General features: G+C 54.2%; 16 protein-coding genes. 9 read left to right on the top strand and 7 right to left on the bottom strand.

Annotated features, from left to right (window positions below; translation table 11 throughout):
- From NP603_RS14625 to NP603_RS14615, 3 genes are all read left to right on the top strand, one after another.
- Window positions 1-1,151, top strand: a 1,151-nt coding sequence (locus tag NP603_RS14625) for a YDG domain-containing protein (RefSeq protein ID WP_256611654.1), incomplete at its 5' end; no start/stop codon positions are given.
- A 606-nt stretch (window positions 1,152-1,757) separates the two neighbouring features.
- The gene (locus NP603_RS14620; RefSeq protein WP_256611653.1) at window positions 1,758-3,152 is read left to right on the top strand and encodes an L-lactate MFS transporter; all 1,395 of its coding nucleotides are present in this window, start codon (window positions 1,758-1,760) and stop codon (window positions 3,150-3,152) included.
- Window positions 3,153-3,165: 13 nt separating this feature from the next.
- The gene (locus tag NP603_RS14615; RefSeq protein ID WP_256611652.1) at window positions 3,166-3,294 is read left to right on the top strand and encodes an MFS transporter small subunit; all 129 of its coding nucleotides are present in this window, start codon (window positions 3,166-3,168) and stop codon (window positions 3,292-3,294) included.
- 72 nt (window positions 3,295-3,366) lie between these two features.
- Here NP603_RS14615 and NP603_RS14610 read toward each other — a convergent pair whose 3' ends face one another.
- Window positions 3,367-4,701, bottom strand: a complete 1,335-nt coding sequence (locus tag NP603_RS14610) for a TolC family outer membrane protein (RefSeq protein WP_256611651.1) — start codon at window positions 4,699-4,701, stop codon at window positions 3,367-3,369.
- A gap of 147 nt (window positions 4,702-4,848) precedes the next feature.
- On the opposite strand from NP603_RS14610, the gene galU reads away from it, so the two are divergent.
- On the top strand, window positions 4,849-5,730 hold the full coding sequence (gene galU, locus NP603_RS14605) for a UTP--glucose-1-phosphate uridylyltransferase GalU (protein ID WP_256611649.1): 882 nt from the start codon (window positions 4,849-4,851) through the stop codon (window positions 5,728-5,730).
- Window positions 5,731-5,748: 18 nt separating this feature from the next.
- On the opposite strand, the gene NP603_RS14600 is transcribed toward galU, so the two are convergent.
- Genes NP603_RS14600 through dksA form a run of 4 tightly spaced genes read right to left on the bottom strand, consistent with a single transcriptional unit; the run spans window position 5,749 to window position 9,935 of the window.
- Window positions 5,749-6,642, bottom strand: coding sequence for a DMT family transporter (locus NP603_RS14600; RefSeq protein ID WP_256611648.1), 894 nt, complete (start codon window positions 6,640-6,642; stop codon window positions 5,749-5,751).
- Window positions 6,643-8,583, bottom strand: a complete 1,941-nt coding sequence (gene acs, locus NP603_RS14595; protein ID WP_256611647.1) for an acetate--CoA ligase — start codon at window positions 8,581-8,583, stop codon at window positions 6,643-6,645.
- Between the two features lie 15 nt (window positions 8,584-8,598).
- Window positions 8,599-9,558, bottom strand: a complete 960-nt coding sequence (gene gluQRS, locus NP603_RS14590) for a tRNA glutamyl-Q(34) synthetase GluQRS (RefSeq protein ID WP_371928869.1) — start codon at window positions 9,556-9,558, stop codon at window positions 8,599-8,601.
- On the bottom strand, window positions 9,507-9,935 hold the full coding sequence (gene dksA, locus NP603_RS14585; protein ID WP_256611646.1) for an RNA polymerase-binding protein DksA: 429 nt from the start codon (window positions 9,933-9,935) through the stop codon (window positions 9,507-9,509). The genes gluQRS and dksA overlap by 52 nt, the downstream gene beginning before the upstream one ends.
- A 110-nt stretch (window positions 9,936-10,045) precedes the next feature.
- On the opposite strand from dksA, the gene NP603_RS14580 reads away from it, so the two are divergent.
- The 3 genes from NP603_RS14580 to NP603_RS14570 are packed head-to-tail and all read left to right on the top strand — an operon-like array spanning window position 10,046 to window position 12,269.
- Window positions 10,046-11,209 carry a pyridoxal phosphate-dependent aminotransferase gene (locus NP603_RS14580; RefSeq protein WP_256611645.1) on the top strand — a complete coding sequence of 388 codons (1,164 nt, stop codon included), beginning with the start codon at window positions 10,046-10,048 and terminating at the stop codon, window positions 11,207-11,209.
- Complete coding sequence (locus NP603_RS14575) at window positions 11,200-11,523, top strand: rhodanese-like domain-containing protein (RefSeq protein WP_256611644.1); 324 nt, start codon at window positions 11,200-11,202, stop codon at window positions 11,521-11,523. Before NP603_RS14580 ends, NP603_RS14575 begins: the two co-directional genes overlap by 10 nt.
- 17 nt (window positions 11,524-11,540) lie before the next feature.
- On the top strand, window positions 11,541-12,269 hold the full coding sequence (locus NP603_RS14570; RefSeq protein ID WP_256611642.1) for a DUF3581 domain-containing protein: 729 nt from the start codon (window positions 11,541-11,543) through the stop codon (window positions 12,267-12,269).
- Window positions 12,270-12,470: 201 nt separating this feature from the next.
- Here NP603_RS14570 and moeA read toward each other — a convergent pair whose 3' ends face one another.
- Both moeA and mobB read right to left on the bottom strand, forming a co-directional pair.
- The gene (moeA, locus tag NP603_RS14565; protein WP_256611641.1) at window positions 12,471-13,715 is read right to left on the bottom strand and encodes a molybdopterin molybdotransferase MoeA; all 1,245 of its coding nucleotides are present in this window, start codon (window positions 13,713-13,715) and stop codon (window positions 12,471-12,473) included.
- Complete coding sequence (mobB, locus tag NP603_RS14560; protein WP_256611640.1) at window positions 13,712-14,239, bottom strand: molybdopterin-guanine dinucleotide biosynthesis protein B; 528 nt, start codon at window positions 14,237-14,239, stop codon at window positions 13,712-13,714. Before mobB ends, moeA begins: the two co-directional genes overlap by 4 nt.
- Before the next feature lie 97 nt (window positions 14,240-14,336).
- On the opposite strand from mobB, the gene NP603_RS14555 reads away from it, so the two are divergent.
- Window positions 14,337-14,801: a DnaJ domain-containing protein gene (locus NP603_RS14555; protein WP_256611639.1), complete on the top strand. Its 465-nt coding sequence runs from the start codon at window positions 14,337-14,339 to the stop codon at window positions 14,799-14,801.
- 450 nt (window positions 14,802-15,251) lie between these two features.
- Entirely contained in the window at window positions 15,252-16,232 is a 981-nt protein-coding gene (gene rpoS / locus NP603_RS14550; protein WP_256611638.1) for an RNA polymerase sigma factor RpoS, read from the top strand.
- Window positions 16,233-16,366: the final 134 nt, after the last annotated feature.

The raw sequence follows: 16,366 nt of genomic DNA, 5'->3' as shown, positions 1-16,366 counted from the left end.
CCCTGACCGGCAGTACGCATACTGCGGATATTACGGCCGCCAGCCTAACCGTCAGTACCGGCAACGTTAGCAAAACCTACGACGGCGGCACCAGCGCCTCGGGTACGCCTACGGTTACCGCCGGAACCTTGTACGGCAGCGATAGCCTTAGCGGCGGCAGCTATGCCTTTACCGATAAAAACGTCGGCAGCGGCAACAAGACCGTCACCGTCAGCGCAGTCACTGTCAACGATGGCAATAGCGGCGCTAACTACTCGGTATCTTATGCCAACAATACCAGCAGCACCATTACGCCTTTCGTTATTAATTTGAGCGGATCCCGCAAGTTTGACGGCACGAATATTCTTAATGCAGATATTTTCACGTTTGGCAGTTTGGTGGGGGCTGAAACCTTAACGCTGACAGGCGTCGGCGAAATGGCCGATAGTCAAGTCGGCGTCAACAAACCGGTAACCCTAGGGACTCTCGCTCTCGCCGATGGTGCGAACGGAGGATTGGCAAGCAATTACACCCTAAGCGGAGGCACGCCGTTAGTAACCATTCTGGAAAACGTCACACCGCCGCTTCCCGATTCGCCCTCAGGAAACGTCGATGCGGGTACTGTCGTGCCGAATGTCGGGGCAGGTGGCGATAGCAATGGCAACGCCGGAACCGGTGGCGGTAGCAGAAGCTCGGGATTAGCGTTATCTGTTGCCCGTGGCACCGATAGTAACCGCACCATTCATTTCAATATGGTCGACACGGGAGTTAATTCCGGTGGTTCGAATACAGGCAACCCAAACGTTGGTACTAATACTCGAAATGACCAAGTGAATCTGGTCCACTTACTTTCATCGCAGACATTGGATGGTAGCAATCAAGTTAACTACGCAGCGAATGTCGAAATTAACGATTACAACAGCGGCTTTAGTTTCAGTTTGCCCGCGGGGGGCATCCAAGCATTAAGTGGCGGTAACGACGTATCCGTTAGATTGGCTAGCGGCGAATCTCTACCCAGTTGGATTAAATTTAACCCAAGTTCGATGAATTTCAGCGTCGACAATGTCAATTCGGTACAGTTTCCGTTGCAGATTCTGATCACCCAAGCCTCGGTTACCGGTCAAACCAAATCATTTGTTGTAACCATCGATAAGCAAGGGAAAGCGATTTAACACAAAATTTCCCCCGGCCTTGCCGGGGGCTTTATCAAGTGAACAACTCAAAGAGAAATGGACCATTGGTTTGAACAGCGAATCTGTGAAATCCCCACCATAGTTTAGGCGGTCGAAGTGAGGTTCGGGCGCCCTCTAAAAAAGCATTTTCCAACCTCAATTGGCCGATTTCGGCATGCAGGGCTTGCAGATCAATTGACGACGACTCAGGCTTCCGAGGGCTTACCGAATACTTCGGCCGCTCGCTCGGACAATTGTTTCTTCCAATCAACAATCTGATTTTGATGAATCTCGAACTCCCGGCACAACTGGGCTAGAGTTTCATCGCCCGCCAAAACCGCTAGGCCGACCTTGGCCTTGAAGGTTTCTTCTGGTCTTTTTACACATTTTCTGCTCCATTATTTTGTCCTCACGGACGGTCAAGAGTAGCAGGGGTGTCACTTAACCAAGCGTTCAATTTTTCGGCGCCGTCTCTCCCTAAGGCCATTCCGGCCGGAAAAACGAATTGTTGTTTAAAATGGCAAGTAGAGTAAGCAGCCTTGTTAAAATGCTGAAATGGTCGTTCGGTCGGCTTTGGTTTTTTCAAATCGGTTAAGGAATTCGCAAATGCCAGGATTTTTCTCGAAACAACGCATTATCGCCCGGCCGGGTTATAGCCGTTGGCTGGCGCCGCCGGCGGCATTGTCGGTGCATCTTTGTATCGGCCAGGCTTACGCATTCAGCGTGTTCAACGATCCATTGACCCGAATAATCGGCATTAGCGCCTCGGCTACGGACGATTGGAAATTGACCGAGTTGGGCTGGATCTTCAGTTTGGCGATCGTTTTTCTGGGCTTGTCCGCGGCTTTCGGCGGCAAATGGCTGGAAAAAGTCGGGCCGCGCCTGACCATGTTCGTTGCGGCCTGCTGCTTCGGCGGCGGATTTTTTATCGCCGCGCTCGGCGTCAAGTTGCATCAAATCGGATTGCTTTATCTGGGTTATGGCGTGATTGGCGGCATCGGCCTGGGTCTAGGTTATGTGTCGCCGGTATCGACCTTGATCAAATGGTTTCCGGACCGGCGTGGCATGGCGACCGGCATGGCGATTATGGGCTTCGGCGGCGGCGCAATGATAGGTGCGCCGTTGTCGGTATGGTTGATGGACCAGTTCAGATCCGCAACCTCGGTCGGGGTGATGGAAACGTTTTGGGTGATGGGCGGCTTGTATTTTTGTTCGATGCTGATCGGCGCACTGGCGATCCGCATTCCGCCTAGCGGTTGGCTACCGGAGGGGTGGACGCCGCCGGTCGTCGCCAACAAAATGATCACCGACAAACACGTGCATATCGATCAGGCGCTGAAAACACCGCAGTTTTATTTGCTGTGGCTGGTGTTGTGCCTGAATGTAAGCGCCGGCATCGGCGTATTGGGCCAGGCATCGGTGATGATTCAGGAAATGTTCAAGGGCTCGGTGACGCCGGCCGCTGCGGCGGGTTTCGTCGGCTTGCTCAGTTTGTTCAATATGGGCGGCCGCTTTTTCTGGTCGTCGGCGTCGGATTATCTGGGCCGCAAACATACTTACATGATTTTCTTTGCAGTTGGTGCGGTGCTGTATGCGACGATTCCGACCATGGGTATGGCCGGTAACATGGCGATGTTCGTGTTGCTGTATGCGTTGATCATGAGTATGTACGGCGGCGGATTTTCCACCATCCCCGCTTATCTGGCCGATATTTTCGGTACCCGATTCGTCGGCGGTATTCACGGCCGGCTATTGACTGCCTGGTCGACGGCCGGCGTGTTGGGACCGGTGCTGGTGAACTATCTGCGCGAATATCAGATCGGCCAAGGCGTGGCCAAAGCCGAAGCCTACAACATGACGATGTATATCATGGCGGGCTTACTGCTGGCCGGATTTGCCGCCAATTTGGCGATTCGTCCGGTGCACGAAAAACACCATATGAAACACGGCGACTTCGACGAGTTGGATGGCATTTATCCGGCCGGCGACGCCGATCATTGACTGGAGAAAAACGATGAACGAACGGCCCAATAACAACCCGTCCAGTCGGCTGCTGGTTGCTTTATTCTGGCTTTACGTTTTGACGCCTCTCGCTTGGGGAGTTTGGTCCACGGTCAAAAAAGCCTTGGCTCTGTTCGGTTGAACGCGGTAGGCATGCCCGGCATGACGGCCGATATGGCCCGGTTGCACACCGGGCCTGATTGAGCGCGGCGAATCAGCGGGAACCGGATTTTTCTGCTCCGGTTGCATGGTGTAAGTATTGGTTGACTACTTCCAAATCCACTTCGCTCAGACTGCCGGCCGCTTCCTTCAATTTGATGCCGTTGATTAAATAATCGTAACGGCTTCTGGCGTAATCGCTTTTGGCTCTATAAAGATTGCGTTGTTCGGCCAAAACGTCGACCATAGTCCGGGTGCCGACTTCGAAGCCGGCTTCGGCGGCTTGCACCGCCATGTCGGCGGATTTGCTGGTGGCGTCCAGCGCCTTGACCCGGCTAATGCTGGAAACCACGCCGCGAAAGGCGTCCTTGACGCCGCGGTTGACGCTGCGTTTGACTTTGGTCAGGTCTTCCTTGGCCGCTTCGTACTCGTGCTCGGCTTGGCGCACCCGCGACGAGACGCCACCGCCCTCGTAGAGCGGCAGATTCAATTGCAGGCCGAAGCTTTCGCTGTTACCGCGCAGGCCGTAGCGGTTGCCGGTATCCATTTCGTTGTATTGGGCGACGATATCCAGGGTCGGCATGTGCTTGGATTCCTGTAAATCGATGTTCTTTCTGATGTATTCGGTCTGGTTAATTTGAGCGACGATCGAAAAATTATTGCTCTCGGCGGAATTGGCCCAGGACGACAAATCTTCCGGCTCCGGCGGCGACAACGGGATTTCCGGTTGCAAGCCATCCAGTTCTGCGCCATTGTCGCCAACGATCTCGCGCAAAGCTTCCTTGCTGTTGTCGAGCAGGTTTTGCGCCTCGATTTCGCTGGCCAGCGCCCGGTCGTAGCCGGCTTGGGCTTCGTAGACATCAGTGATGGCGATGATGCCGACATCGAACCGCTGCTTGGCTTGTTCCAGTTGTTTTTCAATGGCTTTCTTTTCGGCTACGGCAAACTCCAGATTGTCCTGCGCCGCCAGAATATTGAAGTAGGCTTCGGCGGTGCGTCGCATCAAATTTTGGTATTTGGCCTGAAACTGGGCCTCGGCCTGGGCGATTTTGTTCTCGGCCTGTTCCAATTGCACCCAGTGCTCCCAATGAAACACCGGTTGTTTCAAGTTGAATCCGAGTTTGCTGTCCCAGTAGTGCTGCAACGTGTTTCCCAGGAAGCTGGTACTTTCCAGCCGGTTACGGCTGCTGTTGGCGTTGAACGAGAGATTAGGCAACATCTGCGCGATACTTTGCGATTTGATTTCGGCCGTCGCCAGTTTGTTGATATCCGAGCTTTTGAAATCGGGATCGTTGGCTTTTGCCAATTGGAAGGTCTCCAGCAAATCCTGGCTGAATGCCAACTTTACCGGGATTAACGCCACCAAAAGCGTGCATAACGTTCTTGTCATTGCGGTATCTCGTGCGGACAGGTAAGAATAAAACGGCATTATCGCCTAAAATAGCGGAGCGACAGTGTTTAATTAATAAGAATGCCATAAGGTTAGGCACACATTATTTATTCGTCAAAACCAAACCGAAACTTGAAAAGAGCCACTATGAGTCAGAAAATTACTAAAGCCGTTTTCCCTGCTGCCGGTCTCGGTACCCGTTCCCTGCCGGCAACCAAGGCCGTTGCCAAGGAGATGCTGCCGATCGTCGACAAGCCGTTGATCCAATATGCGGTAGAGGAAGCGGTTGCGGCCGGCATAGACACCATGGTGTTCGTAATCGGCCGAAACAAGGAATCGATCGCCAACCATTTCGACAAATCTTACGAGTTGGAAAAGGAGCTGGAAAAAAGCGGCAAGACCGGCTTGTTGAACATGTTGCGCGACTTGCTGCCACCGCACGTGTCCTGCGTTTTCGTGCGCCAGGCCGAAGCCTTGGGTTTGGGGCATGCCGTCCATTGCGCCAAACCGGTAGTCGGTAACGAACCGTTCGCCGTGATTTTGCCGGACGACCTGATCGAGGATGGCAATCGCGGTTGCCTGAAGCAAATGGTGGATTTGTTCGACAAAGAGCAAAGCAGCATCCTGGGTGTTGAGCGAGTCGATCCGAAAGAAACTCATAAGTACGGCATCGTCGAACACAGCGAAATTGCACCGCGGGTCGGCAAGCTCAGTTCGATCGTCGAAAAGCCGAAACCGGAAGTGGCGCCTTCCAACATCGCGGTGGTCGGCCGCTATATCCTGACTCCGGCGATCTTCGAGAAAATCGAGACCACCGGCCGCGGCGCCGGCGGCGAAATTCAGTTGACCGATGCGATTGCTGCGTTGATGAAAGACGAACAAATCCTGTCTTACGAATTCGAAGGTAACCGCTACGACTGCGGTTCCAAATTCGGTTTCCTGTTGGCCAACGTCGAATACGGCTTGCTACACCAGGAAATCAACCATGAGTTCGGCCAATATTTGAAACAGCGCACGGCTAAAATCTGATGATGGCGTCCGGAACGGCTAACTGCAGCCGTTCCGGGCTTGCCGTCGGTTTACCGTCTCGTAAATCAATAGAGCCAGCATAATCAGCGCCGTGCCGGCGAGCGTGGTCGGTGTGATCGGTTCTTGATTCACGCTGTAACCCAAAAATAACGACATGACCGGAGTCAGCAGATTCATCATCGCCACGTTGGTGGCCTGCATGTTGTTCAACACGAAGTAATACAGCGCAAAACCCAGCGTGGTGGCGATTACGCCGAGGTATAAGATCGAGTAAAGCGCCTTTGGTGAAATATCCGGTGGCAAAACCATCTCTTCTAAACCGTGCCAAGTCAGCAGATAAAGCGGTACCGCGATCAACAAGCCGCCGGTGACCAACGGCAAGGCTCCAAGACCGGCATCGATTTGCTTGACCCAGACCGCGCTTGCAGCGTGGATAAAGGTGGCGACCAGCACGCCGACAAGGCCGGCTATTGCTTGCTCGTGCAGTTCCAGCGCGGAATTGAACATGACCATTAAACCGCACACTCCCAAGCTATAAGCGAACAACTTGCCCCAGCCGAGGCTGCGTTCTTTCAAATAGGCAGCCGCCATGAATGCGGTCATGAACGGGCTAAGGCCGAATATCACCGAAATCCAGCCGGAAGGTACGAATTGCGCCGACCAATAGGTGGCCAACATGCTGCCGTAAAGTTGTACCGCCACTGCGAAATAGCTGGCCAAAGCCGGCCGGTTCAACGGTATCCGCTGCCGCGCCAGTAAACACAGCAAAAGCAGGCAGCTCAGACCGATGCTCATCCGTGCGGCGGCAGCGAATACGAAACCGGCGCCTACGCTGCTCCATTGGATGGCCAGCGGCGTTGTGGTCCAGATCAACACCACGCCGATATAGGCCAGACCGAGGCGGATTTTCACTTAGGGTAGTTTCAAGCGGTTGGCGATCAATTGCTCGACCACCGACGGATCGGCCAGGGTCGAGGTGTCGCCCAAATCGTGAAACTCGTTGGCGGCAATCTTACGTAATATTCGACGCATGATTTTACCCGAACGGGTCTTGGGCAGGCTCGGTGCCCACTGAATAAGATCGGGCAGGGCGATGGCGCTGATTTCTTCTCTGACCAAGTCCTTCAACTCGCCTTTCAGGCTGCTACTGCCTTCGATGCCGACATTCAACGTGACGTAGGCATAGATGCCCTGGCCTTTGATCGGATGCGGAAAACCGACCACGGCCGCTTCGGCCACCAGATCGTGCAACACCAGGGCGCTTTCGATTTCGGCCGTTCCCAAGCGGTGGCCACAGACGTTCAACACGTCGTCGATGCGGCCGGTGATCCAATAGTAGCCATCCTTGTCGCGGCGGGCGCCGTCGCCGGCAAAATAGTAGCCGGGGAATTTACTGAAATAGGTGTCGACGAAACGTTGGTGGTCGCCATAGACCGTCCGCGCTTGGCCGGGCCAGGGATAAGTCAGTACCAATATGCCTTCGGCTTCGCCTGCCAGTTCGTGACCGTCCTGATCGAGAATGGCCGGCCTGACGCCGAAAAACGGCAAGGTCGCCGAGCCGGGTTTCAACACCGTGGCGCCGGGCAATGGCGTGATCAATATGCCGCCGGTTTCGGTCTGCCACCAGGTGTCGACCAGCGGACAGCGCTTGTTGCCAACCACGTGGTAATACCATTCCCAGGCTTCCGGATTGATCGGTTCGCCGACGCTGCCGAGGATGCGCAACGAGGTGCGTTTGGTACGGTTGACGAATTCGTCGCCCTGCGCCATCAGCGCGCGGATCGCGGTCGGTGCAGTGTAAAAAATATTGACCTGATGTTTGTCGATCACTTGCCAGAACCGGTCCGGATGCGGATGGGTCGGTACGCCTTCAAACATCAGTGTGGTGGCGCCGTTGCACAACGGACCGTATAGCACGTAGGAATGGCCGGTGATCCAACCGATGTCGGCTGTGCACCAGTAAATCTCGCCTTCCTGGTAATCGAACACGTACTTGTGGGTCATCGCCGCGTACAACAAGTAACCGCCGGTAGTATGCAACACGCCTTTCGGTTGGCCGGTGGAACCGGAAGTGTACAGAATGAACAATGGATCTTCGGCATCCATCATTTCCGCTGGGCAAGCGGCGGAAGCGGTTGCCATCGCGGTGTGGTAACAAATATCTCGCTGATCGTGCCAGGGAATGTCGTGGCCGGTATGTTTGATGACAATGACCCTACTCAAATTAGGGCATTGGTCCGCGGCTTTGTCGACGTTCAGCTTGGAGTGCACGATTTTGCCGCCGCGGTAACTTTCGTCGGCGCAGATCAATAAGCGGCAATCGGCGTCGATCACCCGGTCGCGCAAGGCATCGGCCGAAAAGCCGCCAAACACAATCGAATGCACGGCGCCGATCCGCGCGCAGGCCAGAATCACTACCGCCGCTTCGGCGATCATCGGCAAGTAAATGCAGACCCGGTCGCCTTTGCTGACACCGTGGTTTTTCAGAACATTGGCGAACTTGCAGACCTGCTCGTGTAGCTCCCGATAAGTCAGCGTGCGGCTGTCGGCCGGATCGTCACCTTCCCAGATAATCGCGATTTGGTCGGCGCGGCGCGGCAGGTGGCGGTCCAGGCAGTTGACGGTCACATTCAATTTACCGCCGATGAACCATTGAATTTCGCCTTGCGGATAGTCGTATTCCAGTACGGTATGCCAAGGTGTTTGCCAGTCCAGAAACCGCTCGGCCTGTTCGGCCCAAAAAACCTCCGGTTGTTCGATCGATTGCCGGTACAGCCGCTGGTATGCGGCCGCGTCGATATGCGCGCTGGCCGCGACCTTGGGCGGCACCGGATAGGTTTTTTGGTCTGACATGTTTTACTCCTTGTGCTAAGTCTGGTTACTGGGCGGCGTGTCGATGCTTATGCTGCGAATGCCGCGTAAACGCTCGGGCGACCAGCGGGCAACAGCCCAATCCAATATCGTCGGGATCTCGGCTCGCTTCAGCGTCGGCGGCGGATTTTGGCCGAGTAAGCTTAGCAGCATGAACAGCGTTTGGTTCGCCGAGGTTGCCGTGACCGCTTCGGCCCGGGTTTGTTTGCTGAGTTTTTGTCCGTTGCGATCGACGATGATCGGCAGATGCAGGTACTCCGGCGTCGGGTAGCCGAGCAATTGTTGCAAGTATATTTGTTTCGGCGTCGAATCGAGCAAGTCGGAGCCGCGCACCACATGGGTGATGCCTTGCCGGTAATCATCTACCGCCACCGCCAGTTGGTAGGCGACGATACTGTCCTTGCGCAGAACGATGAAGTCGCCGTGTTGATCGGCGATGCTTTCCCGGATTATGCCTTGCAAGCCATCGATGAATTCGACTTCCCCCGGCGAGGCCTTGACTCGTAGTGCCGCAGGTTGATCGTTTCGATAAGCTTGAGACCGGCAATAGCCCGGATAAATGGGGCCGGCTTCGGCCAGCAAACTACGGCTACAACTGCATGGATAGAGCAGATCGCGTCGCTGTAAATCGGCGATGGCCTGTTGGTATTGCTGCCCATGCCGGCTTTGCAAATCGGCCTCACCGTCCCAATGCAGGCCGAATGCTGCCAGACAGTCCAAGATTCGTTCCGTCGCGCCCGGCATGTTGCGCGGTGTATCCAAATCGTCGATACGCAACAGCCACCAGCCGTTGCGGCTGCGCGCGTCGAGATAACTGGCAAGGGCCGTGTATAGAGAACCGAGATGGAGCGGGCCGGTAGGCGAGGGGGCAAACCGGCCGATATACGGAGGGGGCGAGGGGCAATCTAGCCTAATTGTTTTTCCCTGATTTCGTCCAAAGTCTTGCAATCGATGCACAAGGTTGCGGTCGGTCTGGCTTCGAGGCGGCGGATGCCGATTTCGATGCCGCAAGTTTCGCAGTAGCCGTAGTTGCCGGATTCGATTTCCTTCAAGGCTTCATCGATTTTCTTGATCAATTTGCGCTCGCGGTCGCGGGTGCGCAATTCCAGACTGAACTCAGATTCTTGCGTAGCGCGATCGTTAGGATCCGGAAAGTTTGCCGCTTCGTCCTGCATGTGGTGAACGGTACGGTCCACTTCCATCATCAGTTCGGATTTCCATTTGTTGAGAATGGCGGCAAAGTGATTTAACTGCGCTTCGTTCATGTACTCTTCGCCTTCTTTTTCCTCGTAAGGCTTGAAAGTAAATTCCGATGCAGGGCTAGAATTGTTCATCCAACGACTCCTGGCGGTCTGAAAAAATCGGGGCTTTTTATCAGAATCGCCGGGTGCAGGCAAGAAGTTTGTTATGATGCCAAAGCTTTGCCACTAACGGGATCAGGATAATGAAACACCACGTCGCCGACAGGATGCGCGGGATCAGTTCGTTTTATGTGATGGAATTATTACAGCGCGCCAAGGAGCTGGAGCGGCAGGGAAGAGACATCGTTCACATGGAAATCGGCGAACCGGATTTCGCCACGCCACCGTTGGTGCTGGAAGCCGGCAACCGTTTTCTCAGCAAAGGCGAAGTCAAATACACCGCCGCGGCCGGCTTGCCCGAATTGCGCAGCGCCGTGGCCGAATATTACCGCACCCAGTACGGCGTGAGTTTGGACCCGCGCCGGGTATTCATCACCCCCGGGGCGTCCGGCGCCTTCCTGTTGGCGTTTGCCGCCAGTTTGAATCCGGGGGAACGGGTTCTGATGGCCGATCCCTGCTATCCCTGCAACGATAATTTCGTCAGATTGTTCGACGCCGGCACCCATTTTGTCCCGGTCGGTGCGGACACCGCTTACCAGCTAAATGCCGAATTGATCCGCCGCCACTGGCGGCCCGGCTGCAAAGGAGCGCTGATCGCTTCGCCGTCCAATCCTACCGGAACCCTGGTCTGCGCTGCCGATTTACAAGCCGCGGTGGCTGCTGTCAGCGCATTGGGCGGCTGTTTTTATTCCGACGAAATTTACCACGGCCTGGTATACGGCGATCCCGCAGCAAGCGCTCTGCAATTTAGCGACCAGGTATTCGTCATCAACAGTTTTTCCAAATTTTTCGGCATGACTGGTTGGCGGGTGGGCTGGCTGGTGGTGCCGGAAGATTTCGTCGATGCGGTGGAAAAGTTGGCGCAGAATATCTTTATTGCCACGCCCACCCACTCGCAGTATGCGGCCCTAGCATCGTTCGATCCGGAAAATATGGCTGAGTTGAACCGGCGGCGGGACGAGTTTGCCGCGCGCCGGGACTTCCTTTACGATAGCCTGCTACGCTTGGGATTTAAGATAGCCTGCAAACCCCACGGTGCATTTTATATTTACGCCGATTGCAGCGCCTTCTGCGACGATAGCTTCGAATTTGCCAAAAGTTTATTGGAAACGGAAGGCGTTGCCGTAACGCCGGGGAAGGATTTCGGCGCACATCGAGCCAATTACCACATTCGATTTGCATATACTGCTTCAATCGATAGAATGGCCGCCGCGCTCACCAGACTGGAACGATTCATATGCCGATAAGCCAATATACGCCGGAACAACTTCGCCAACGTTTGCAGGAAGAGGCGCCTGTGATGTTGCTGGATGTGCGCGAGCCGCATGAGTTTGCGTACGCAAAAATCGCCGGCAGCATATTGATTCCGTTGCAGCAAATACCGCAACGTCTGGAGGAGATCCCTTCCGACCGGGACGTCGTGGTTATTTGCCATCACGGCATGCGTAGCCAACAGGCCTGCAACTATCTGGAACACGTCGGTTTTCAACGTTTGATCAATCTGCGCGGCGGTATAGACGCTTGGTCACTTGTTTGTGATGCTTCAGTTCCTCGCTACTAATAAACAATAACAACATTATGTTTCTAAAAGAATTCTATGCAATCCAGGACGGCTGTGTCGCGATTAGCGCTGCACAAGCCAGCGTGTTCGCCAAAGAAGTGGCGCACGACTTCAATCCTCTGCACGACGAAGATGCCAAACGTTTTTGCGTGCCCGGCGACTTATTGTTTTCTCTGGTGCTGGAAAAGTACGGCCTCAGCCGCAATATGCATTTCACGTTTTCCGGGATGGTAGGCCACGGCGTGTTGTTGAATTTTCCGGAGACCGACGCCGACCGGATCGATGTCACCGACAACCAAGGTAAAACCTATCTGCAAATCGAGCGTTCCGGCGAGGTAACGCGCGATGCCGATTTGATCGAGACCTTGATTCGCGATTACGTGGCATTCTCCGGTCAGAATTTTCCTTACGTTCTGGTGCCTTTGCTGGCCAAGGAAAAAGTGATGTTCAACATAGACCGGCCGTTGGTTATTTATGAAAGCATGACCCTGAATTTGAGCCGTCTGGACTTTGCTTCGCCAAGATTAAAAATGCTGGAGCCGGAAATGGTGGTCAATGGCAAACGTGCCACTGCGTTTTTACATTTCCAAATTCAGGCCAACGACGAAGTCGTCGGTTCCGGATTCAAGAAACTCGCTGTCAGCGGCTTGCGCGATTATGAAGCCGAACCGATGCAGGCCTTTGTCGATGAATATCTGGCGCGAAAGCATGGCTATTTAGGCGAATTGGCGTCGGCAAGCGCTTAGCTTGCTGGTGTTGCGACCGGCCTGCTGGCGCGGGGCGAGCGCAATCCGGCCCCGCCGATCATTACTTGGTGCAACCAAAAGCTGTTCGCCTTTACTGTGTTTAAGCGGGTATCAGGGTTCGACAAGCTGCTATTGAGCGCAGCAAAAGGGTTTAGCTTGAACGGAATATCAGTAAAAAGGATAGGGGTTGGGTTAACAAACTTATAAATCGATTGAGAACGGCTCTACCAGCACCCAGTCGCCGCGGCTTACGCCGGCACAATCGGTGTCCAGTACGATAAAACAGTTGGCCATACTGGCAACTTTCAGTTGATGCGAGTCCTGCGGTCCGGCGGCGGTTACCGTGAACTCGCCATTCTCGCCCTGTTTCAGAATGCCGCGCTGGTATTCGCAGCGCCCCGGCACTTTTCGTAGTTCGCTCTCGCTGCGTGCCCTTAACTCCAACGTCGGACGGGGCAGGGCGCCGAGCAGGTGATCGAGGCCTGGTTTTACGAATTTGTGGTACGTGACCAACACAGCGACCGGATTGCCGGGTAAACCGAAAAACCAACAACCGCCTATCTTGCCGAACGCCAAAGGTTTGCCGGGCTTTATCGCCAGTTTCCAGAAATTGATCTGTCCGCATTTTTCCAAAACCTGTTTGATGTAATCGGCCTCTCCCACCGAAGCGCCCCCGGTCGATAACAGTGCGTCGTGGTGTGCCGCAGCGGAAACCAACATGGCCTCCAACGCCTGCGGATCGTCTTTGACTACGCCCAAATCGTTGATTTCGAAGCTCGGGTCGGCCAGTAATGCCGCCAGCAAATAGCGGTTGCTATCGTAGATTTGGCCGATATCCAATTCGGACCCGAGCGGCGCCAGTTCGTCGCCGGTGGAAAAAAAACCGATCCGCAATCGGCGCTTGACCTTGACCGCAGCGACGCCGGCCGCTGCCAGCAAGCCGATATCACGCGGGTTCAGTTTTCTTGGGGCATGGAGCAGTTTTTCTTCGGCTTTGAAATCGCTGCCGGCCGGCCGAATATTTTTATGAAACAGGCACGGCGCGGAAAACCGGACACAATCGGCTCCGGCATGGGTTTGTTCCTGGGCGACGACACTGTCCGCGCCATCCGGAACCACGGCACCGGTGAATATGCGTACGCATTCGCCTTGGTCCGGCGTCCCGACGAAAGGCTTGCCGGCCCATGAGGTGCCGACCATGCGCAGGCTGAAATCGGCGTTTCCGGACAATCCGGCTGCGGCGAAGGCGTAGCCGTCCATTGCCGCATTCCGCTGCGGCGGCATATCGATCGCAGCAAAGACGTCTTCGGCCAAAGTTCGCCCCAAGGCCAGACTCAAGGCAACTGTCTCCGAGCCGGAGATCGGTTGAATGGTTTGTCGAATCCGCGACAATGCTTGCTCGGCGGTTAGCAGAGTGTTTTGCGGGGGGAAGCAGATATCGTTCACTGGGTATGGCTCAAAAAAGAGTAAAGGATGAAGTTGGCTATGGCCCCGGGGTCGTTTAAATCCAAACAGGGGAGTTCGGGCGAAGTCGGCAGCGGCCGGTCGCAGGCTATGGCAATGATGCAATGGTCGTTCGGGTAAAGCAATGGTTTGCTCAGTGCCGGACGATGCAGCTCGATTTTGGGAAACGCTTCGTCTCTGAAACCCTCGACCAATACCAAATCGAGTTCGGCGCCGGACAATACGGCCAGTTGGTCGGCCAGTTTCACTTCGGCGGTCTGCGGGAGTTCTTCTACAATTGCGCGCCGGTATTTCGAAACCAGTAACACCGGGCTCGCCCCGGCTTTTCTCAGCTCGAAGCTGTCTTTGCCGGGTTGATCGATTTCGAAATCGTGATGGCTATGTTTGATCACACCGATTCTCAGCGCTTTTGCCCGCAGTAACGGGATCAATTTCGTCAATAGCGTGGTTTTACCGGTGCCGCTGAAGGCTGCAAAGCCCAGGACCGGAGGACTGGAATGGAGCATCGTAAATTCATCGGTAACCTAACCGGCGCTATTCTAAGTTATTATTCGGCCGGTGTTGAGAAAGGACCAGACTGGAATGTTAAGGATCGGAATATTATTGGCTCTGATAATCGGCGTTTTTGTCTACCGCTGGTACGCAAAGACGCCGTCGGAGGAAGTTCGTCGCCAATTGCGCCGCATCCTTTGGCTTCTGGCGTCTGTTTTGCTGGCCGGAGCATTGTTGACCGGAAAACTGAATGGATTGGTGGCGTTGGCCGGCGTGCTGCTGGCGTTTATCGCCAGAATGATGCCGGCGCTAATAAATTATGCGCCGCAACTGCACCGGCTTTGGCGGCTATTCAGGGAAAGCCCGGACGGCCGCCGCCAGTCGCCCCGCGCCCCCGGACCGGATATGACCCGGGACCAGGCTTTGCAAATACTCGGCCTGAAACCTGGGGCCACCGAGCAAGAAATTGTCGCCGCCCACCGTAGCTTGATTTCCAAAATGCATCCCGATCGCGGAGGCTCGGATTATTTGGCCGCACAAATCAATCAAGCGAAGAAAATCCTCCTCGGCGGCTAACTGGCCTACCCTCGCGCAATTGTTTCCGAGGGTGCAGTTATTGTCGTTTGGCTAGTGTGGATCCATCGCTATCTGCTTCCGGTATTTTGGTGAAGGCTCTAGTTTTTGCCGGTTCAGTGTCTTCTGCACTGGAAAACGCGAATGCAGTACGGGATTAAAAGAAAATTAAAAAAAGAGACATGTACCGCAAAAAAAGCAAGGAATTCAATTTATAAGACGAATATTTTAAAGTTATACTGCGACTCGCCGTTAAGGTTAGTGGCCGAATCAACCCTACAACAATAATGCATCGCCGGCCACTTGATGCTTCGGGTTTTCAGGTCAGTTACCCAACGAAAACAGTGCGCTTCGAGCCTAAGGCATCACTGAGGTTAAAAAGGAAAAACGGTTATCCGGCTGGATAATAAAAAATAATTGAATCGGCAAGCCAAAATACCTGGGAGATTAATCATGATGGAAGAAACTTTAGATGTAATAAAAGATATGGACATTCCGGATTTTATTTCTTTTGAGGATGTGGAGGACGAAGTTGTTGAAGTCGATCCTAACGAAACGTTCAAACTTGCAGACATAGAAAGCAGCGATACGCAGAGCGACAGTGGGTTCGATGCGACTCGCGCCTACCTTAACGAACTCAGCAAATCCCAGTTATTGACTGCCGACGAAGAAAAAATATACGGCAAGCGTACCCAGCAGGGTGACCCGCAAGCGCGCAAAATCATGATTGAAAGCAATTTGCGCCTGGTGGTAAAGATTTCCCGCCGCTATTTGAACCGAGGCTTGCCCTTGCTTGATTTGATCGAGGAGGGCAACCTGGGCTTGATCAGGGCGGTGGAAAAATTCGATCCCGACCGCGGCTTCCGCTTTTCCACCTATGCCACTTGGTGGATCAGACAAACCATCGAACGGGCGATCATGAATCAAACCCGGACGATCCGCTTGCCGATCCACATCGTCAAGGAGATGAATATTTATCTGAAAGCGCAACGGAATCTGGCGCAACAGCTTGACCACGAACCGACAGTCGACGAGATTGCCAAGCATCTGGACAAACCGGCGAAAACCGTCAGTAAAATGCTGAAATTGAACGAACGGGTTACTTCGGTCGACGTTTCTTTCGGTAAAGATTTCGATAAGCCGCTGCTGGAAACCATATCCGAGGAAGAAAGCCGCAACCCTGCGGAAATACTGCAAGACGATTTCATCCAAAACAACGTCACCTATTGGGTGTACCAATTGGCGGAGAAGCAACGTGAGGTGATTTGCCGGCGCTACGGCTTGTGCGGTTTCGAAAACGCCACGCTGGAGCAAGTCGCGCTGGAATTGGGAGTAACCCGCGAACGGGTCCGGCAAATCCAGATGGACGGTTTGAAACGGCTAAAGGAAATCCTGGAAAGCAGCGGCTATTCTTTCGAGTCCATCTTCAGTTAAATCAAGGGAACCTCTAAAAATTATCCGTTCACGCTTCGACAAGGCTCTCCTGATCACAGCCGAAAGGCTTGGCACGAACGGATAATGCTCAGATTTAGTAAGGGCTGCCGTTCGCACTGAATTTGTCGAAGTGC

Source organism: Methylomonas aurea (assembly GCF_024505045.1).
GTDB classification, from domain to species: domain Bacteria; phylum Pseudomonadota; class Gammaproteobacteria; order Methylococcales; family Methylomonadaceae; genus Methylomonas; species Methylomonas aurea.
This window is presented reverse-complemented; position numbering and strand designations above follow the sequence as displayed.